Genomic DNA, 18,892 nt, shown 5'->3' on the forward strand with positions numbered 1-18,892 from the left:
GGATCCAGCCTACGCCTGCGGCTAGCCTGGCCGCTGTGACCTCGACCACCACCCCGCCCGGCGGGCGCACCGACCTCCCCGTGCTCGACGTGCTCCTGCCCGCCCCGGAGCACCTCCCGCCCGACCCGCGCGAGGACCGGCTCGCCGCGCTCTACGCCTACGGGCCCCCGGTGCGCGGGGCGAGCGTCGTGCGCGCGAACATGGTCGCGAGCGTCGACGGGGCGGCGTGGGGCCCCGACGAGCGCTCGGGGTCGATCAACGACGACGCGGACTGGCGCGTGTTCCGCGTCCTGCGGGCGCTGGCGGACGTGGTGCTCGTCGGGGCGGGCACGGCGCGCGCCGAGGGTTACACCCCGCTCGGCCGGCCGCGCGGGCTGCGGCACCTGCGCGACGCCCCGCTCGAGCTCGCCGTCGTCAGCCGCAGCGGCCGCGTGCCCCCGGCGCTCGCCGGGACGGACCGCCCGCCGTTCGTGCTGACCGGCCCGGCCGGGGCCGCCACCGCCCGGGGCGACGTGCCCGCGGACCGGGTGCTCGTCGTCGGGCAGGACGCGGGGGACGACGCGCTCGACCTCGCCGCGGGACTCGCCGCGCTCGCCGGGCGCGGCCTCACGCGCGTGCTCACCGAGGGCGGCCCGTCGCTGCTGGCGGACCTCCTCGCCGCGGACCTCGTCGACGAGCTGTGCGTGACGACCACCCCGATGCTCGTGGGGCCCGGACCGGGACGGATCGTGGGCGGCGCCCCGGCTCCGGGGACGACCACGGCCCTCCCCCGCGGGGCACGCCTCGCCCACCTGCTGCACGCCCCCGAGGACCGGCCCGGGTCGCCCGCCGGTACGACCGCCGCGCGCTGGCTCCTCCCGCTAGGCTGACCCGCGTGACCGACACGATCCTCGTCCTGACCGAAGACACGCTCAACCCGGCCGACGTGCAGCACATCCTGTCGCTGCACGAGGACGAGCAGCTCGCCTACCGGGTGCTGGTCCCGGCGGACACGGAGCGCAACGTCATCTCGGGGATCATCGACCACCTCAGCGTGGGCGAGCTCAAGGAGGCGTGGGACGAGGTCCTGGGCCGCGAGCCCTCGCCCACGACGGCGAAGGCGGAGGCGAGCGAGCAGCTCGAGCGCAGCGTGGCCGAGCTCCGCGCGGCGGGCCGCGAGGCGGACGGCGTCGTCGTCGACGACGACCCGCTGCCGGCGCTGCGCACGGCCGTCGCGTCGGGCGGGGCGCGCGAGATCGTCGTCGTGACGTACCCGCACGCGGTCGAGGACACGTTCCACACCGACTGGGCCTCCCGCGCGCGCGAGGAGCTGCACGTCCCCGTGCTGCACCTCTACTCGGGCACGAGCGAGCTGGGCTGACCCTCCCGGCGTCCGGCCGGCGAGGACGCCTGCCGGTCCGGCGGTCGGCGGACCCGCGGGGTCACGCCCCGCGGACGCGGTGCCCGGCGCGGCGGATCGTCGCGCGGGCGAGCTGGTCGGTCGAGTCGAGGTAGAGCGGGTCGGCGAGCAGATCGTGGTCGACGGCGACCACGGACAGCTCCGTGCAGCCCAGCACGATGACCTGGGCCCCGCGCTCGACGAGCCGCCCCGCGACGGCCCGGAACGTCTCGATGTCGACCGGCCGCCCCGCCTTCACCTGCTCGTAGATGATCTGCGACACGAGCGCCTGGTCGGCGTCGTCGGGCACGAGCGCCTCGACCCCGTGGCGCGCGAACGCGTCCTGGTACACGCCCGACGCCGCGGTCCCCGCCGTCGCGAGCAGGCCCACCGCGTGCAGGTCGTGGACCCGCGCCCGCGCCGCGTCGACCGTCGTGTCGATGATGGACACGAACGGGACGCTGATCGCGTCGAGCACCTGCTGCGTGAAGTAGTGCGCGGTGTTGCACGGCATGACGAGGAAGTCCGCGCCGAAGCGCTCGAGCCGCTCCGCGTCGCGCGCGAGCACCGGGCCCGGGTCCGCGTCCGACCGCCCGAGGATGAAGTCCGTGCGGTCGGGGATCGTCGCGTGGTTGAGCACGACGGCGTCGACGTGGTCCTGGTCGCGCTCGGCCTCCGTGAGCGCGACGAGGAGCTGGAGGAAGTAGGCCGTGGCGAGCGGCCCGACACCTCCGAGCACTCCGACGAGGGGCTGGGCGTGGTCCTGGTCCGGTCGCGACGTCACCCGTGGATCCTACGGCGCCCGCGTCCCGGGGAGCGGGCCGCGCGGACCGTAGGATGGCGGACGCCCGCCGACCCGACAGAGAAACGGACGACCCTCCGCGATGACGTACGGCAACGCCGAGTTCCTCCCCATCGTCCTGGGGACCAACCTCAACACCTACAACATCGCGAGGTCGTTGCACGAGGCGTACGGCGTCCGCACGCTGGCCCTGGGCCGCTTCCCCCTGCGCGAGACGGCGGACTCCCGCATCGTCGACGTGCGCACCTACCGCGACTTCGACGACCCGGAGCGCATCGTCGCCGTCCTGCGCGAGCTCGCCGAGGAGTTCCCGGGCCGCAAGCGCCTGCTCATCGCGAACATCGAGTTCTACACGAACGTCGTCGTCGCCCACCGGGCCGAGCTCGAGGACCTCTACGTCATCCCGCTCGTCGGCGAGGACCTGGCCGCGCGCCTCATGAACAAGACGGACTTCGCGCGCACGTGCGCGGAGCTCGGCGTGCCGCACCCGGAGACGGTGGTCGCCACGGCGGCCGACGTCGACGCCCCCGGCTTCGGCGAGGACCTGCCCTTCCCGTACCCGCTCATCCTCAAGCCGGCCGACACCGACACCTACCCGCGCCTGCGGTTCGAGGGCAAGAAGAAGGTGTACCTCGTCCAGGACGCGGCCGAGCTGCGCGACGTCGGCCGCCGCATCTACGCCGCCGGCTACACGGACGACCTCATCGTCCAGGAGTACCTCGCGGGCGACGAGTCGGTCATGCGCGTGGTCAACACGTACTCCGACCGCCACGGCCGCCTGCGGTTCCTGTCCGCGGCCCAGATCGTGCTCGGCGAGTACGACCCGAAGCTCGTCGGGAACTACAACGCCGTCGTGACGATGAAGGACGACCGGCTCACGGAGTCCGTCCGGCACCTGCTCGACAGCCTCGGCTACGTCGGCGCCGCGAACCTGGACGTCATGTACGACCGCCGCACCGGCACGAGCAAGATCCTCGAGGTCAACCTGCGCCAGGGCGCGGCGAGCTTCTACACGATGGCCGCCGGCGGCAACCTCGCGCGCTGCTACGTCGAGGACCTCGTGTACGGGCGCGAGCTGCCCGAGCAGGTCACGTCGGACGCGCGCCTGTGGGTCAACGTGCCCTACCCCGTCGTCCGGGCGCTCGTCCCGGTGTCGCTGCGCCACCGCGTGAAGAAGGCCCGCAAGCACGGCGTGTGGCACACCCTGCGGTACGCGCCCGACCGCAGCCTGCGCCGCCGCCTCGACGTGTGGCGCGTGGACCTGCGCCACACGCTCGACTACGTGAAGTTCGCGCGCTCGCGCCCGTCGGCGTAACCGCGGGAGTCGCGGCGCCGACCAGGTGGTCGTGGCCCGTCCGGTGTCGCGGACGCGCCGGGATCACCTGGTCGGCCGCCACGGACCGCCTGGTCGTGGGGCTCAGGCGCCCAGGGCGGACCGGACGGCCTCGACGAGGCGGCGCGCCGTCGCGACCCCGACCGTGGTCGGCAGGTTGACGACGCGCGCGACGAGGTCCTCCGTCGTCGCGAGCGCGGGGTCGCCCGGGGTGTACCCGTAGACCGCGGGGTCGTCCGGACCGGGGAACAGCGCCGGTCGGTACCACTTGCCGACGTAGAACCCGGCGGCCGTGAGCTCGGCGACCAGGCGGTCGGCGGTCGCGGCGTCGGGCGCGAAGAACGGGAACCGCACGAGCGGCGCGCGCTCCCCGATCCCCGCCGGGACCTCGACGACGCCCGACAGCCCCCGCACGTACTCCGCGACCGTGTCGGCGCGGCGCGCCTCGGTGTCGCCGCTGGACCGCAGCGCGTCGACCATGCGGTCCACGACCCACGCGGACGGGCGCTGCGGCGGGTGCGCGAGGCCGCCCCGGTTCTCCACGGGAGCGATCGCCGGCTCGTACGCACCGACGGCCGTGAGCGCGCCACGCACCTTGCCCGCCGCCGCGCCGGGGAGGCGGTTGAGCACGCGCACCTGGGTGCGGAAGCTGCGCGCGGCGAGGTCGAGCCGCGGCCCGACGACGGGGAGCGCGTCGAGCGCCGCCACCGTCGCGGCGCGCAGCGCCGGGTCGAGCGCGGGGCTCACCCACACCGCCCCGCCGAACCGCGTGGGCAGCAGCTTCTCGACGCCGAACGAGTGGAACGAGACGTCGGCGACGGGCGTGCCGTCGGCGTCGCGCGCGAGGCGCCCCACGCAGTGCGCGCTGTCCTCGACGAGCAGCGCCCCGACGGACCGCGCGGCGTCGCGCAGGCGCCGCGCCGCCGCCTCGTCGACGATGCCGAACGTGTTCTGCAGCACGACCGCCCGCGTGCCCGGGCCGACGGCGAGCCGGTCGGGGTCGATCGCGACCGTCGCCGGGGACACCTCGGCGTAGACCGGCCGCAGCCCGGCCACGAGCACCGGGTCGACCGCCGTCGAGCACGTGAACACCTGCGTGACCACGTCGCCCGGGCCCCGGGCCTCGGCGAGCGCGCGGAACACGACCTCCATCCCGTAGCGGGCCTTGAAGACGAGGAACCAGTCAGCCGGGTCGGTGCCCGTCCGGTCGGCCAGCATCCTCGTCGCGGTCGCGTCCTGCGGGTGGCGGCTCATCGTTCTCCGTGTCGTCCGGCGTCAGGGGGTCGGGGCCGACGCAGCGGCCCGCGCGCCTAGCCTGCCACGTCGGCGGGCCGGCCGGGCCGAGCCGCTCGTCACGCGCGGGGACCGACCGCGCGCGACCGGACGTGCGGGCGACACGAGGTACGGGCCCGGGACGCGCGACGGCGGCCGCCGCGCCGGAGCGCGACGACCGCCGTCGGGACGTCGGAGAGAAACGTCAGGCGTCGGACTCGGTGCGGTCGCCCGACCACTCGGTGTGGAAGACGCCCGGCTTGTCGACGCGGCGGTAGGTGTGCGCGCCGAAGAAGTCGCGCTGCGCCTGGATGAGCGCGGCGGGCAGGCGCTCGGCCCGCACGCCGTCGTAGTAGGCGAGCGACGACGAGAACGCGGGCGTCGGCACGCCGTTGAGGGCGGCCTGCGCCACCACGCGACGCCACGCCGCGAGGCCGTTGCCGACCGCGCCGGTGAAGTACTCGTCGGCGAGGAGCAGCGGGAGCTGCGCGTCGCGCTCGTACGCCTCGGTGATGCGGTTGAGGAAGCGCGCGCGGATGATGCAGCCGCCGCGCCAGATGCGGGCCATCGCGCCGCGGTCGATGTCCCAGCCGTACTCGGCCGACGCGGCCGCGATCTGGTCGAAGCCCTGGGAGTACGCGACGACCTTCGACGCGTAGAGCGCGAGGCGCACGTCCTCGACGAACGCGTCGCGGTCCTGCACGTCCCACGCCGCGGCGTCGGCGGGCAGCGCGGCGCGACCGGCCTCGCGCTGCGGGACCGAGCCGGACAGCGCGCGCGCGAACGTCGCCTCGGCGATGCCCGTGATCGGCACGCCGAGGTCGAGGCCGTTCTGCACCGTCCAGCGGCCGGTGCCCTTCTGCTCCGCCTGGTCGAGCACGACGTCGACGAACGCCTTGCCGGTCTCCGCGTCGACGTGCTGGAGCACGTCCGCGGTGATCTCGATGAGGAACGACTCGAGGTCGCCCGTGTTCCACTGCGCGAAGATCTCGCCGATCTCCTGCGCGGACGCGCCGAGCCCCTGCTTGAGCAGGTCGTACGCCTCGGCGATGAGCTGCATGTCGGCGTACTCGATGCCGTTGTGCACCATCTTGACGAAGTGGCCGGCGCCGTCGGGCCCGACGTAGGTGCAGCACGGCACGCCGTCGACCTTCGCCGAGATGTCCTCGAGGATCGGGCCGAGGCTCTGGTACGACTCGCGCGTGCCGCCCGGCATGATCGACGGGCCGTTGAGCGCGCCCTCCTCGCCGCCCGAGACGCCCGTGCCGACGAAGTGCAGGCCCAACGCCGCGAGGGCCTTCTCCCGGCGGATCGTGTCGGGGAAGTGCGCGTTGCCGGCGTCGACGACGATGTCGCCCTCCTCCAGCAGCGGCACGAGCTCGTCGATGACGGCGTCGGTCGCCGCGCCCGCCTTGACCATGATGACGACCTTGCGCGGGCGCTCGAGCGAGGCCACGAAGTCCGCCATCGACTCCGACGGCACGAAGTCGCCCTCGGTGCCCGCCTCGGCGATCAGGGACTCGGTCTTGGCGTACGAGCGGTTGTGCACCGCGACCGTGTAGCCGTGCCGGGCGAAGTTGCGGGCCAGGTTGCGACCCATGACGGCGAGTCCGGTCACACCGATCTGTGCGCGTGCTGACATCTGCTTCCCTGCTCCTCGAGGGTCGGTCCCGGCGCACGACGGCTGCGCGCGGGAGGGCGCGGAACCGGGCCGGGCGCGGGCGCGCGGCCGGGTGCACCGGGGATGGATACGCTGCCAGCCTAGTCCTCGGGCGCCGTCGAGCCCCGGGGGTGCCACGATCCGGTCACCCGCAGGGATCGTGACGAAGTCGGGATCACGATTCGATGACACCCGCGCGGCGTGCGTCCCTCCCGCCCCTCGCGCTCGTACTGTGCCGGGGTGACCACCCCTCACGGGACCGACGCTCCCCCGGAGTTCCGTGCCGTCCTCGACGCCCTGGGCGCGCGCCGGCTGCGGCCCGAGGTGACGCTGCGCGAAGTCCCCGCCCCGCGCCGGATCGCGCCGTGGTCGGTCGCGCTCACGGGCGAGGTCGAGGCGGCGCGCTCCGACGACCCCGAGCTCGCGTCGGGGCGCTTCATCGTCCTCTACGACCCGGCGGGCCAGGAGGCGTGGGAGGGCCGGTTCCGCGTCGTCACGCTCGTGCGCGCGACTTTGGAGCCGGAGATGGCGGCGGAGGACGTGCTCGCCGAGGTCGCGTGGACGTGGCTCGAGGACGCCCTGCACGACACGGGCGCCGTCGTGCGCGCGGAGGGCGGCACGGTCACGCGCGTGCTGTCGCAGAGCTTCGGGGCGCTGGCCGGCAAGCACAACGACGTCGAGCTCGAGATGCGCGCGTCGTGGACGCCCGTCGCGCCGGGCCCGGGCACGGCCGACCTCGGGGACCACCTCGCGGCGTGGGCGCAGCTCCTGTGCACGGCCGCCGGGCTGCCGCCGCTGCCCGAGGGCGTGACCCCCCTCGGTGCTCGACCCCCCGCGCGACGCAATACCGTGGGCTCATGAGCTCGACCGCAGCACCCGCTCCCCCTCCGCTCGACCCCGCACCCGGGGCGGAGCGTGCCCCGACCGTCGTCACGCCGCTGACGGAGCCGTCCGACGGCGTCGGCCCCGTCGTCGACACGCCCGCGGCGTTCGCGCGCGTCGTCGAGGCGTTCGCCGCCGCGAGCGGCCCCGTGGCCGCCGACGCCGAGCGCGCGTCCGGCTACCGGTACGGCCAGCGCACCTACCTCGTGCAGGTGCGCCGCGAGGGCGCGGGCACCGCGCTCGTCGACCCGGTCGCCGTGCCCGACCTGTCGCCGCTGCGCGAGGCGGTCGGGGACGCCGAGTGGGTCCTGCACGCCGCGTCCCAGGACCTGCCGGGGCTCGCGGAGCACGGGGTCGTCCCGGCGAGCGTGTTCGACACCGAGCTCGCCGCCCGCCTGCTGGGGATGGAGCGCGTCGGCCTCGCGGCGGTGGTCGCCGAGGTCCTCGGGCTCGGCCTCGCCAAGGAGCACTCGGCGGTGGACTGGTCGACGCGGCCCCTGCCCGAGGACTGGCTGCGGTACGCGGCGCTCGACGTCGAGGTGCTCGTCCCGCTGCGCCGCGCGCTCGGGGAGCGGCTCGACGAGGCGGGCAAGGCGGACTGGGCGGCACAGGAGTTCGAGGCCGTCCGCACCGCGGGGCCGCCGGCCCCGCGACCCGAGCCGTGGCGTCGGACGTCCGGCACGCACACGCTGCGCGACCCGCGGCGCCTGGCCGTGGTCCGCAGCCTGTGGGAGGCCCGCGACGCGACCGCACGGGCGCGGGACATCGCTCCCGGGCGCGTCCTGCCCGACCGCGCGATCGTCGCCGCGGCGGAGGCGCTGCCGCGCACGGCCGGCCAGCTCGTGGAGCTGCCGCCGTTCGCGGGCAAGGGCACGCGCCGTCGCGCGGCGTACTGGCAGCGGGCCGTCGACGCGGCGCTCGCGCTGCCCGCGAGCGCGCTGCCGACCACGCGCGGGCCGCGCACGGACGCCCCGCCCCCGCCGCGCGCGTGGGCGGACCGCGACCCGGGCGCCGCGGCACGGCTCGACGCGGCGCGCGGCGTCGTGCAGGAGCTCGCCGAGCGGTACGCGCTGCCCGTCGAGAACGTGCTCCAGCCCGACGCCCTGCGGCGCCTGTGCTGGACGCCGCCGGAGCCCGCCGACGCGGCGGGGATCGCCGCGTTCCTGCGCGGCCGCGGGGCGCGCGAGTGGCAGGTGGGGCTCGTCGCGGAGCCCCTCGCGGACGCGTTCGAGCGCGCCGGCGAGCGGTAGCGGGAGGGTAGGGTCGTCCGCGTGCACGACGCGAACCTGACGATCCGGACAGTCACCGACCGAGCCTCCTGGGACGCCCGGGTGAACGAGCTCGGCGGCCACCCCCTGCAGCTGTGGGGCTGGGGCGAGGTCAAGGCCACGGGCGCCTGGACCCCGCACCGCGTGGAGGCGGTGGACGGCGACGGCCGCGTCCGCGGCCTGGCGCAGGTCCTCGTGCGGTCCCTCCCGGCGCAGTTCAAGGCGCTGTGCCACGTGCCCCGCGGGCCCGTGATCGCGCCGGCGGGAGACGGCTGGGGCGCCGGCCCGGGCGTGGGCGACGACGCGACGCGCGACGCCGTGACCCGTGCGGTCGTCGCGTGGTGCAAGACGACGGTGGGCGGCGTCGGCGTCACGATCGAGCCCGACTGGCCGGTCGGGACGCACCTCGCGCTGCCCGACGCCCGCCCCGCGGCGAACCCGATCCTCTACCCGGTGACGCTGATCCTCGATCTCACGAAGTCCGAGGACGAGCTGACGAAGGCCATGGGCAAGTCGACGCGGTACGACATCCGCAAGGCGGCGCGCACCGGCCTCGAGGTGCGGCGCGTGACGGACGAGGCCGAGGTGCGCCAGGTGCTCGACGTCTACCACGAGACCGCCGAGCGAGCGGGCTTCGCGCTGCACGACGACGAGTACTACCTCGCGATCCACCGCGAGCTCGGCGAGCACTCGGTGCTCGTCGCCGCGTTCTCCGAGGGCGCCCCGGTGTCGTTCGTGTGGTGCGTGTCGTCGGCGACGACGTCGTTCGAGCTCTACGGCGGCATCAACGACGCGGGTCGCAAGCTGCGCGCGAACGCGCCGGTGAAGTGGCACGCGATCACGCTCGCGCAGCAGGCCGGCCTGGTCCGGTACGACATGAACGGTCTGCTCAACGACGGGATCAGCGAGTTCAAGCGCAGCTTCGCCCAGCACGACGACGAGCTCGTGCACAGCGTCGACGTGCCGTTCTCGATGTGGTACTCCGCGTGGAACAAGGGCCTGCCGACCGCGAAGAAGGTCGTGCGCAAGCTCCGCGGGAGCCGCTGACGCGGGCTCCCGAGCGCCCCGAACCCCGAAGAGACCCGGTATCGCGCGATGCGATACCGGGTCTCTTCATGTCGTAGCATCGGTCTCGTGCTTTCCCGATACCCGCGGTAGCGTGTATCGCACGTACGACCCCCCGAGCGGTGCCGCTCCGGACACCGCCGTCCCGACCATCTGCATCGGATGGAGATGCCATGACCGTGGCCAACGAGGCCCCCTCTCCCACCTCGGCACCCACCCAGGCGGCTACCCAGCGCTCGCGCCGACGCCCCGTGCGCGACGTCGTCTTCGTCGAGGGCGTCCGCAGCCCGTTCGGCAAGGCACGCCCCGACGGGATCTACGCCGAGACCCGCGCGGACGACCTCGCCGTGAAGACGGTCCGCGAGCTCCTGCGCCGCCGCCCCGAGCTGCCCGTGGAGCGGATCGACGAGCTCGCGCTCGCCGCGACGACGCAGACCGGCGACCAGGGCCTCACCCTCGGCCGCAGCGTCGCCGTGCTGGCCGGGCTGCCCAAGTCGGTGCCCGGCTTCGCGATCGACCGCATGTGCGCGGGCGCGATGACCGCGGTCACGACCACCGCGGCGAACGTCGCCGTGGGCGCGCAGGACGTCGTCGTCGCGGGCGGCGTCGAGCACATGGGCCACCACCCCATGGGCGAGGGGTCGGACCCGAACCCGCGGTTCGTCGCCGAGCGCCTCGTCGACTCCTCCGCGCTCGTCATGGGCGCGACGGCCGAGAACCTGCACGACCGGTACCCGCACCTCACCAAGGAGCGTGCCGACGCGTACGCTGTCGCGAGCCAGGCCAAGTACGCCAAGGCCCTCGCGAACGGCGACATCTCCCCCGACCTCGTGCCGGTCGCGACCCGGTCGACCGAGCTCGGGTGGGGCCTGGCCACGGCCGACGAGCTCCCCCGCCCCGGCACCACGGTCGACTCGATCCGCGACCTCAAGACCCCGTTCCGCCCCGGCGGGAAGGTCACCGCGGGCAACGCCTCGCCGCTGACCGACGGCGCGACGGCGTGCCTGCTCGCCGCGGGCGACGTCGCCGACGAGCTCGGGCTCCCGGCGCGCATGCGCCTCGTCGCGTACGCGTACGCGGGCGTCGACCCGGAGGTCATGGGCATCGGGCCGGTCCCCGCGACCGAGCGCGCGCTCGCGTCCGCGGGCCTGACGATCGACGACATCGGCCTGTTCGAGATCAACGAGGCGTTCGCGGTCCAGGTGCTCGCGTTCCTCGACCACTTCGGCATCGCGGACGACGACGAGCGCGTCAACCAGTACGGCGGCGCCATCGCCATGGGCCACCCGCTCGCGTCGTCGGGCGTGCGCCTCATGACGCAGCTCGCGCGCCAGTTCGAGCAGCACCCCGAGGTGCGCTACGGCCTGACGACCATGTGCGTCGGCCTCGGCATGGGCGGCACCGTCATCTGGGAGAACCCGCACCACGCCGACTACTCCGGCCACACCTTCGAGACCGCGGAGAACTGACGATGAGCGCACCGACCGACACCACGCCCACCACCTCCGCGGACGCGACGAAGGACGCCACGCGCGGGGAGCGCGTCACGCACTCGCTCGTGCGCGACGTCGCGCTCCCCGGCGGGACGGGCACGCTCGCCCTCGTCACGCTCGACAACGGGCTCGACCACACCAAGCCGACGACGCTCGGCCCAGAGGGCCTCGCGGAGCTGCACGCGGCCCTCGAGACGCTGCGGCGCCGGGCCGCGGACGGCGAGATCGTCGCCGTCGCGATCACGGGCAAGCCGTACTTCCTCGCCGCCGGCGCGGACCTCACGCAGGCCGCGGCCGTCCAGGTGCGCGACGACGCGCTCGCCCTCGGGCGCGCCGGCCACGCCGCGTACACGCTGCTCCAGGACATGGGCGTGCCGACGTTCGCGTTCGTCAACGGCGTCGCGCTCGGCGGCGGCCTCGAGGTCGCGCTGAACTGCACGTACCGCACCGTCGCGTCCGACGCCGGCGCGCTCGCACTGCCCGAGGTCGGCCTGGGCCTGGTCCCCGGCTGGGGCGGCGCCTACCTCGTGCCGCGCCTGCTCGGCGTCGAGAAGGCGATGGACGTCATCCTCGCCCGCCCGGCCGCGAACAAGCCGTTCAAGGCGCAGGAGGCGTACGAGATCGGGCTCGTCGACGCGCTCTTCGAGGCGCCCGACTTCCTCGAGTCGTCGCTGCGCTGGGCCGAGGCCGTGCTGCGCGGCGAGATCGTCGTCGAGCGGCGCGAGCTCGACCCGCAGCCCGTGTGGGACGCCGTCGTCGCCGGGACGCGTCAGCGCCTCGACGCCGTGGTCGCGGGCTCGCGCCCCGCCCCGTACCGCGCGCTCGACCTCGTCGCCGCCGCGCGCACCGCGTCGCGCGAGGAGGCGTTCGCCGCCGAGGACGAAGCCCTCGCGGACCTCATCATGAGCGACGAGATGCGCGCGAGCGTCTACGCGTTCCAGCTCGTCTCGAAGGGCAAGCGGCCCCAGGGCGCGCCGGACGCGAAGCTCGCCCGCCCCGTCACCCGCGTGGGGATCGTGGGCGCTGGGCTCATGGCCGCGCAGATCGCGCTGCTGTTCGCGCAGCGCCTCCAGGTGCCGGTCGTCATGCGCGACCTCGACCAGGAGCGCGTCGACAAGGGCCTCGGCTACGTCCGCTCCACCGTCGAGAAGCTCGTACGCTCGGGCCGCATGTCCACGGACACCGGCGCGCGCATCGTCGGCTCCGTGCACGGCACGACCGAGCTCGGCGACTTCGCGGGCTGCGACGTCGTCATCGAGGCGGTCACGGAGATCCTCGGGCTCAAGAAGAAGGTCTTCGCCGAGCTCGAGGGCGTCCTGTCGCCCGAGGCCGTGCTGCTGACCAACACGTCCGCGCTGTCGATCACCGAGATGGCGGCCGACCTGCAGCACCCCGAGCGCGTCGTCGGGATGCACTTCTTCAACCCCGTCGCCCAGATGCCGCTCGTCGAGATCATCCAGGCGGCGAAGACCGACGACGCGGCCCTCGCGACGGCGTTCGCCATGACGAAGAAGCTCCGCAAGACGGCCGTGCTCGTCGCCGACCGCCCCGGGTTCGTCGTCAACCGCCTGCTCATCCTGCTCATGGGCAAGATCGTCGAGGCGGTCGAGAACGGCACGTCGGTCGAGGTCGCGGACCGCGCCGTCGCACCGCTCGGCCTGCCGATGCCGCCGTTCGCGCTGTTCGACCTCGTCGGCCCGGCCGTCGGCCTGCACGTCCTCACGTCGCTGCGCGAGGACCTGGGCGACCGGTTCCCCGAGTCCCCCGGCCTGCAGCGCATCGTGGACGAGCAGATCCCCGTCGTCCTCGACGCGCCGAAGGGCCTGCCCAAGCCCGTCGACCCCGCGATCCAGCGGGTCTTCGGCACGGGCGAGGCGGGCGGCGACGGGGCGCTGGACGAGGCCGGCGTCCTCGACTCCGTGCTCACGGCGCTCACGCAGGAGATCGGGCTCATGCTCGACGAAGGCGTGGTCGCGAGCCCGTCGCAGATCGACCTGTGCATGATCCTCGGCGCGGGGTGGGGCTTCCACCTGGGCGGCATCACGCCGTACCTCGACCGCACGGGCTACAGCGAGAAGGTCCTGGGCCGCCGCTTCCTGCCCGACGGCGTCGCGAACGTCCCGGCGACATCGCGCGTCTGACCAAACCCCTCCTCCTCCGCCGAGCAGGTGGTTGTGGCCCGTCCCGAGTACAGGACGAGCCACGACCGCCTGCTCGGCGGCTGCCAGAGGGGGTGAGTCAGTCCTCTCCGTTCATGAGCAGGAGCTCGAACGCCACGGCGTGCTCCACGCCCATCCGCTCGCCCGTCGGGGCGCTCATCGACGCGAGGAACGCCGCCGGGTCGAAGTCCTCCCAGCCGAGGCCGTCGAGGTAGGCGGCGTGCGCGCGCAGGGACGCCACGCCCGCGTCGAAGGTCGCGCTGACGTCCGCGCCGTGCCGGGCGTCGGGCGACGCGGCGACCCACACCTGGCGCACGCCGCCCCACGGCTCGGTCCCGTCCGACTCGACCTGCTCGCGGAACACCCACCGGTTCCCCGCGTCGCGCACGGCGTCCACGACGGCCCGCCCCGTCGCGACGTGGTCCGCCTGGTTGAGCATCCCGCCCGGGAACGTCTCGCGATAGTTCCCGGTGATCACGACGTCGGGCCGGTGGCGCCGGATCGCCCCCGCGATCGCGCGCCGCAGCGGCAGGCCGTACTCGAGGACGCCGTCGGGCAGCCCGAGGAACTCGACCTTGTCGACGCCGACGATCCGTGCCGACTCGACCTCCTCCGCCTCCCGCACGCGGCGCGCCTCGTCCGGGTCCATGCCGTCGATCCCCGCCTCGCCGCTCGTGACCATGCAGTACACGACCCGCTTGCCCTGCGCGGTCCACCGCGCGACGGCGGCGGCCGCGCCGAACTCCATGTCGTCCGGGTGCGCGACGACCGCGAGCGCCGTCGACCAGTCCTCTCGCAGCGGGGTGAGCGGGGGCACGGTGTCGGTCTCGGTCATGACGCCACGCTATGCCGCGTCCCGGCGCCGAGCGCGACGACGGCGCAGGCCCGGGCCCCGTCAGTGCTCGGCGGTCGCGTCCTCGGTCGCGTGACCGAGCGCCACGGCGGGAGGGACCCCGTCGGCGGGCGCTCCCCCGACGGGCGCGTCCTCGACCGACGTCACGGCCGGGTCGACGAACAGGCGGGCGCGCTCGGCGTCGACCACCGCGCGCGCGAGCGACGCCTCGGACACGTCGACCGCGCCCGCGACCTCCTCGGCGAGCGCGCTGCGGCGCGCATAGGCGTCGAACAGCCGGGCCTTGGTGCCGAGAAGGCGCACGAGGTGCTCGTCGACGCTGTCGACGGTGAGCAGGCGGTGCACCTGGACGGTCTCGACCTGCCCCATGCGGTGGGCGCGCGCGACGGCCTGCGCCTCGGTCGTCGGCTTGGTCTGCGGCTCGCACAGGACCACGACGGACGCCGCCTGGAGGTTGAGACCCACTCCCCCAACGTCGATCTGGCTGACGAGCACGCGCGGGTCCTCGGCCGCGGTGAAGTCGTCGACGATCGTCTGGCGCGTGCGGGCGGGCACGGAGCCGGTGAGGGGCGGGAGGGCGAGGTCGCCGAGCGCGCGCACGACCACGTCCACGACGTCCCGGAAATACGAGAACACCACGACCTTGCGCCCGTTCTCGGCCGCCTCGCGCGCGATCTCGACGAGCCGGCGCAGCTTCGCCGAGTCCTCGGGGTGCTCGACGGCGAACGCCGCCCGCCGCATGGCCATGAACGACCCCGCCGCGACCGCCTCCCGGTACGCGGCGCCGTCGACCGTGCCGAGCCGCTCCCACTCGTCGACCTGCACGAGCTCGGGCAGCTCCTCGAGCACGTCCTCGGCGTTGCGGCGCAGGTAGGCGGGCGCGACGGCGTGCCGGAACGCGTCGGGGCCGGCGGCGCCGTGCGCGGCGTCCAGCCGTGCCGCGAGCTCGGGCTGGAGGTAGCCCAGCAGGGTGCGGAACTCCTCGACCCGGTTCTCCATGGGCGTGCCGGTGAGCAGGAGCACGTGCTCGGTCGTCCGCGCGAGGGCCGCGACGGCCACGGACCGCTTCGCGAGCGGGTTCTTCACGTAGTGCGCCTCGTCCACGACGAGCACCGCCGGCGCCGCCGCGGCGAACGCCTCGGTCCCCGTGCGCCGCAGGCCCGCGAAGGTCACGACGGCGACACCGCCCGCAGCGCGCCACGCCGCGGCCGCCTCCTCCCGGTCCTCGCCGTGGACGGCGTGCACCGGGAGGCTCGCGTGCGCGCGCAGCTCGCGCACCCAGTTCTCCAGCACGCTCGCCGGGCACACGACGAGCGCGTGGGTCGCACCGCGGGCGACCAGGTGCGCGACGACGGCGACGGCCTGCACCGTCTTGCCCAGGCCCATCTCGTCGCCCAGGACGACGCGGCGCTGGGCGAGCGCGAAGCGGGCCCCGAACGCCTGGTACCCGCGCAGCGAGACCGTCAGCAACGACTCGTCGAGCGCCTGCGTCTGCACGCGGTCGACCAGCTCGGCAGGCAGGTGCCCGGCCGCGGCGGCGACGTCGCGGCCCGTGGGGGCGACGCCGTCGAGCAGCGCGTAGTACGCCGCGGACCGGCGGCGGAAGTCCTCCCAGACGTCGTACGGGCGCGCGGGCTCGGCGAGCAGCCCGACGACGCGCCGCGCCTCCTCGGCGAGCCCCGACGCATGAGCTCGCTCGACGACCGCGGCGAGCACCGTGACCGCCGCGGAGGCCCGACGCCGCCGCTCGCCCCACGCGAGCAGGCGGCGCGCCGCGCTCGCGGCGACCAGCGCGTCGGCGCGCACGCGCTCGTGCTCCGCGAGCGCGGCTCGCACCTGGTCGCCGTAGCGCGCGACGGCGGCGTCGGCCTGGTCGAGCGTGTGGAGCGCCTGGACGAGCGCGGTCGCGACCGGGTCCGTCGGCGTGAGGTCGATCCGGAAGCGCAGGCTCTCGCGCACGGCGCGCGCCACCTGCTCGGCGGCGGCGAGCAGGTGCGTCGCCGTCTGGGGGCCGATCTCGGGGAGCTTCTCCAGCCCGTCGCGCCCGAGCCGCGCGACCTCGCCGACCGTCCGCACGCCCGCGTCCGCGAGCGCCCCGAGCCGCAGGCGCTCGCGCGTGACGTCGCGCAGCGACGCGACGTCGACGGCGTCGAGGCGCGCCAGGACCTTCTCCTCGCGGCTGTCGCCGAACGCGGCGCGCACCTGCTCGCGGGCCGTCCCGGGCGCGGCGGAGAGGGTCGCGAGCAGCGCGGCGAGGGCGTCCGCGTCCGCGACGACCGCCCGAGCGGTGGCGACGTCGGGCAGCGCGCCGCTCGCGGCGGTCACGACTCGCGGCGCACGACGTGCTCCGCGAGCCTCCGCGCCACGGTCTCGACGTCGTCGATCTCGCCGGCTGCGACACCGACGACGAGGGCGTACGCGGTGTCCTGCGGCATGACGAGCCGCACCCCGTTGAGCGCGTAGAAGAGTCTGACCGCGACCCAGCCCAGTCGCTTGTTCCCGTCGATCAGCGCGTGGTTCTTCGTGACGGAGAGAAGCAGCGCCGCTGCCTTCTCGTCGAGGGCGGGGTAGGCCTCGACGCCGTACATCGACGCGGCCGGACGCGCCAGTGCGGACGACAGGAGCCCGAAGTCGCGGACGGCGGGCGGGTGCCCGAGGAACGCCGTGGCGGCGGCGACGAGGTCGTCCTCGTCGAGGTACACGACCACGGCTACTGCGCGAGCCGGTCGAGCAGCTCCTGGTCCTCCGCCACGATGTCGGCGAGCAGCCGGTCACGCATCTCGCGCCGCTTCGCGTCGTACTCCACGACGGCGCGTGCGACGGCTGTGTTCGCGGAGACGCCCTCGCGGCGGGCGATACGCTCCAGCGCCGCCTGCGCGTCGTCGTCGAGCCGCAAGGTCATAGCCACGTGGGCTCCTCTCGTTTGGTACCACCACGGTATCAGTGCTCGGGCGGCACCGTGCAGGGATCAGGCAGGACCGTTCGCGCGCTCGGCGAGCCAGCGCTCCATCCGTGACTGCGCCGCGTCGAGGAACGCCGTCTTGTCGCGCGTGTAGTCGTCGTAGTCGTCGGCGACCGCGTGGCGCGCGGCGAGGTCGCGCTTCGTCGCCTCGTACGCCGCGGCCTCGGCGGGGACGGCGCGCAGCCAGTCGCGGAACGCGACGACGTACGCCGCGAACGGCGAGTCGAGGCGCCGGACGTGCAGGATCACGGGCGGCTCGTCCTCGTCGCCGGGGCGGGTGAGCAGTCGCTTGGCGTAGAGCTCGGGGGCGGCGTCGGCGCCCGGACGCGGGACGTCCCGGTACACGCCGGGCGAGTCCGGGCGCGCGCCGCGCTCGATCGAGAACCCGAGCGGCCCGAGCGCGGCGTCGAGCTCCGCCTCGGAGGGCAGCGGCGCGACGCGCACCTGGAGGTCGATGATCGGCTTCGCCGCGAGCCCGGGGACCGCCGTCGACCCGATGTGCTCGACCACGACCGGGCTCGTGCCGTCGGGGCTCGCGAGGTCGGCGAGCGCGGCGGCGACGCGTTCCGTCCACCGCCTCCCGGCGTCGGTCCATCGAGGGTCGTCGTGGGCGTCGACGGTCGCTGCAGGCACCCGCGCACCCTACGACCTGACCCCGCCCCGGGGAGCGCACACCCGCCGAGACGGGAGAAGTGGCCCCTGGAGCACGGCGGTCCGGGGCCACTTCTCACGTCTCGGCGAGCGGGCGCTCGTCGGCGGGTCGGGTCAGTACGTCGTCAGGCCGTGGGCGCGGAACTGGCCGCGCACGCGCTCGGTGAGCTCGGCCGACGGCGCGGGCGTGTCGTCGAGCTCGTAGGTGCGCCCGAGCGCGTCCCACTTGTCACGGCCCATCTGGTGGAAGGGCAGCACCTCGACGCGCGTCACCGTGCCGGGCCGGATCGCGTTGAGCGACGCCGCGTACGCGGCGACCTTCTCGACGTTGTCCGGGTCGTCGGTGAGGCCCGGGACGAGCACGAAGCGCACCCAGACCTCGGGCGCGTGGCCGGTGAGCCCGCGCTCGGCGATCCGTCGCCCGAACCGCAGGGTCGGCTCGAGGTCGCGGCTCGTGACCTTCGTGTAGGTCTCCGGGTCGCCGGACTTCACGTCGAGCAGCACGAGGTCGGTGTCGTCGAGCATCGCGTCGGTCGCGTTCGCGCCGAGGAAGCCGGACGTGTCGAGCGCGGTGTGCACGCCCATCGCCTTGGCACCGCGCAGGACGCGCGCCGCGAACGCGGGCTGCATGAGCACCTCGCCCCCCGAGAGCGTGAGCCCTCCGTGGGTGGCCCGGAAGACGGGCAGGTAGCGCCGGACGCGCCCGAGGAGCTCGTCCGCCGTGACGGGCCTGCCGTCCTTCATCGCGAACGTGTCGGGGTTGTGGCAGTACAGGCACCGCAGCGGGCACCCGTTGAGGAACACGGTGAGCCGGGTCCCCGGCCCGTCCACGGCGGTGACGAGCTCCCAGGAGTGGACCGAGCCGAGCTCGCCCGCGCGCATCGCCGCGAGCTTGTCGGCCCGGTCCACGTCCGCGACCGTCAGCCCGTCCAGGCCCGCGCCGGCCCGGCGCGCGTGGCCCACGGGCGTGCCCGACGCCGCGGGCTCGGCCGCGGAGGTCGGGACGCCCGGGACGTCGAGGCGCGTGGCGTCGTCGGGCAGGGTGCCCCCGGCGACGCCGCACCCGCGCGACGGGCGGACGGCGGGGCCGGGAAGGGTGACGGTCATGGCTGGC

At 74.9% G+C, this 18,892-nt stretch carries 17 protein-coding genes; 8 read left to right on the forward strand and 9 right to left on the reverse strand.

Annotated features, from left to right (window positions below):
- The first annotated feature begins 35 nt into the window (after window positions 1–35).
- Together E1O70_RS05510 and E1O70_RS05515 are read left to right on the forward strand one after the other, a co-directional pair.
- On the forward strand, window positions 36–869 hold the full coding sequence (locus E1O70_RS05510; protein WP_061268188.1) for a dihydrofolate reductase family protein: 834 nt from the start codon (window positions 36–38) through the stop codon (window positions 867–869).
- A 5-nt stretch (window positions 870–874) separates the two neighbouring features.
- On the forward strand, window positions 875–1,360 hold the full coding sequence (locus E1O70_RS05515) for a hypothetical protein (protein WP_061268189.1): 486 nt from the start codon (window positions 875–877) through the stop codon (window positions 1,358–1,360).
- Between the two features lie 61 nt (window positions 1,361–1,421).
- Here the strand turns inward: E1O70_RS05515 and cuyB are convergent, their stop codons facing one another.
- Window positions 1,422–2,162 (reverse strand): cysteate racemase, encoded by a 741-nt coding sequence (gene cuyB, locus E1O70_RS05520; RefSeq protein ID WP_061268190.1) that lies wholly within the window; start codon window positions 2,160–2,162, stop codon window positions 1,422–1,424.
- 100 nt (window positions 2,163–2,262) lie between these two features.
- On the opposite strand from cuyB, the gene E1O70_RS05525 reads away from it, so the two are divergent.
- The gene (locus tag E1O70_RS05525; RefSeq protein ID WP_021482717.1) at window positions 2,263–3,495 is read left to right on the forward strand and encodes a carboxylate--amine ligase; all 1,233 of its coding nucleotides are present in this window, start codon (window positions 2,263–2,265) and stop codon (window positions 3,493–3,495) included.
- Between the two features lie 102 nt (window positions 3,496–3,597).
- Here the strand turns inward: E1O70_RS05525 and E1O70_RS05530 are convergent, their stop codons facing one another.
- Together E1O70_RS05530 and gndA are read right to left on the reverse strand one after the other, a co-directional pair.
- Entirely contained in the window at window positions 3,598–4,767 is a 1,170-nt protein-coding gene (locus tag E1O70_RS05530; protein WP_061268191.1) for a DegT/DnrJ/EryC1/StrS family aminotransferase, read from the reverse strand.
- A gap of 223 nt (window positions 4,768–4,990) precedes the next feature.
- A complete protein-coding gene (gndA, locus tag E1O70_RS05535) occupies window positions 4,991–6,427 on the reverse strand; it encodes an NADP-dependent phosphogluconate dehydrogenase (protein ID WP_061268192.1) in 1,437 nt (478 codons plus the stop codon).
- Between the two features lie 258 nt (window positions 6,428–6,685).
- Between gndA and E1O70_RS05540 the strand changes: the two genes are divergently transcribed.
- The 5 genes from E1O70_RS05540 (at window position 6,686) to E1O70_RS05560 (ending at window position 13,294) form a co-directional block, all read left to right on the forward strand.
- The gene (locus E1O70_RS05540; RefSeq protein WP_034655857.1) at window positions 6,686–7,306 is read left to right on the forward strand and encodes a DUF3000 domain-containing protein; all 621 of its coding nucleotides are present in this window, start codon (window positions 6,686–6,688) and stop codon (window positions 7,304–7,306) included.
- Window positions 7,303–8,577 (forward strand): HRDC domain-containing protein, encoded by a 1,275-nt coding sequence (locus E1O70_RS05545; protein WP_061268193.1) that lies wholly within the window; start codon window positions 7,303–7,305, stop codon window positions 8,575–8,577. The genes E1O70_RS05540 and E1O70_RS05545 overlap by 4 nt, the downstream gene beginning before the upstream one ends.
- A 21-nt stretch (window positions 8,578–8,598) precedes the next feature.
- Window positions 8,599–9,642, forward strand: coding sequence for a lipid II:glycine glycyltransferase FemX (locus E1O70_RS05550; protein ID WP_228485323.1), 1,044 nt, complete (start codon window positions 8,599–8,601; stop codon window positions 9,640–9,642).
- Between the two features lie 191 nt (window positions 9,643–9,833).
- Window positions 9,834–11,129 carry a thiolase family protein gene (locus E1O70_RS05555; RefSeq protein WP_051028501.1) on the forward strand — a complete coding sequence of 432 codons (1,296 nt, stop codon included), beginning with the start codon at window positions 9,834–9,836 and terminating at the stop codon, window positions 11,127–11,129.
- Between the two features lie 2 nt (window positions 11,130–11,131).
- Window positions 11,132–13,294, forward strand: a complete 2,163-nt coding sequence (locus E1O70_RS05560; protein ID WP_061268194.1) for a 3-hydroxyacyl-CoA dehydrogenase NAD-binding domain-containing protein — start codon at window positions 11,132–11,134, stop codon at window positions 13,292–13,294.
- Between the two features lie 97 nt (window positions 13,295–13,391).
- On the opposite strand, the gene E1O70_RS05565 is transcribed toward E1O70_RS05560, so the two are convergent.
- The 6 genes from E1O70_RS05565 to pflA form a co-directional block, all read right to left on the reverse strand.
- Window positions 13,392–14,147, reverse strand: coding sequence for a PIG-L deacetylase family protein (locus tag E1O70_RS05565; RefSeq protein ID WP_061268195.1), 756 nt, complete (start codon window positions 14,145–14,147; stop codon window positions 13,392–13,394).
- A gap of 60 nt (window positions 14,148–14,207) precedes the next feature.
- Window positions 14,208–16,490, reverse strand: a complete 2,283-nt coding sequence (locus tag E1O70_RS05570; RefSeq protein ID WP_082774563.1) for a DEAD/DEAH box helicase — start codon at window positions 16,488–16,490, stop codon at window positions 14,208–14,210.
- Window positions 16,487–16,873, reverse strand: a complete 387-nt coding sequence (locus E1O70_RS05575; protein ID WP_061268196.1) for a type II toxin-antitoxin system death-on-curing family toxin — start codon at window positions 16,871–16,873, stop codon at window positions 16,487–16,489. The genes E1O70_RS05570 and E1O70_RS05575 overlap by 4 nt, the downstream gene beginning before the upstream one ends.
- Before the next feature lie 2 nt (window positions 16,874–16,875).
- Window positions 16,876–17,073, reverse strand: a complete 198-nt coding sequence (locus E1O70_RS05580) for a CopG family transcriptional regulator (RefSeq protein WP_108047630.1) — start codon at window positions 17,071–17,073, stop codon at window positions 16,876–16,878.
- Between the two features lie 60 nt (window positions 17,074–17,133).
- Window positions 17,134–17,760 carry a GrpB family protein gene (locus E1O70_RS05585; RefSeq protein WP_082774564.1) on the reverse strand — a complete coding sequence of 209 codons (627 nt, stop codon included), beginning with the start codon at window positions 17,758–17,760 and terminating at the stop codon, window positions 17,134–17,136.
- Window positions 17,761–17,892: 132 nt separating this feature from the next.
- Window positions 17,893–18,885, reverse strand: coding sequence for a pyruvate formate-lyase-activating protein (gene pflA / locus E1O70_RS05590; protein ID WP_082774565.1), 993 nt, complete (start codon window positions 18,883–18,885; stop codon window positions 17,893–17,895).
- Window positions 18,886–18,892: the final 7 nt, after the last annotated feature.

The organism is Cellulosimicrobium funkei, assembly GCF_004519295.1.
GTDB classification, from domain to species: Bacteria; Actinomycetota; Actinomycetes; order Actinomycetales; family Cellulomonadaceae; genus Cellulosimicrobium; species Cellulosimicrobium funkei.

Bases quoted from the DNA above. Each gene is read 5' to 3' on its own strand.
- pflA (WP_082774565.1), bottom strand. From the start codon at position 18,885: ATGACCGTCACCCTTCCCGGCCCCGCCGTCCGCCCGTCGCGCGGGTGC.
- E1O70_RS05545 (WP_061268193.1), top strand. From the start codon at position 7,303: ATGAGCTCGACCGCAGCACCCGCTCCCCCTCCGCTCGACCCCGCACCC.
- E1O70_RS05530 (WP_061268191.1), bottom strand. From the start codon at position 4,767: ATGAGCCGCCACCCGCAGGACGCGACCGCGACGAGGATGCTGGCCGAC.
- E1O70_RS05565 (WP_061268195.1), bottom strand. From the start codon at position 14,147: ATGACCGAGACCGACACCGTGCCCCCGCTCACCCCGCTGCGAGAGGAC.
- E1O70_RS05525 (WP_021482717.1), top strand. From the start codon at position 2,263: ATGACGTACGGCAACGCCGAGTTCCTCCCCATCGTCCTGGGGACCAAC.
- gndA (WP_061268192.1), bottom strand. From the start codon at position 6,427: ATGTCAGCACGCGCACAGATCGGTGTGACCGGACTCGCCGTCATGGGT.
- E1O70_RS05555 (WP_051028501.1), top strand. From the start codon at position 9,834: ATGACCGTGGCCAACGAGGCCCCCTCTCCCACCTCGGCACCCACCCAG.
- E1O70_RS05560 (WP_061268194.1), top strand. From the start codon at position 11,132: ATGAGCGCACCGACCGACACCACGCCCACCACCTCCGCGGACGCGACG.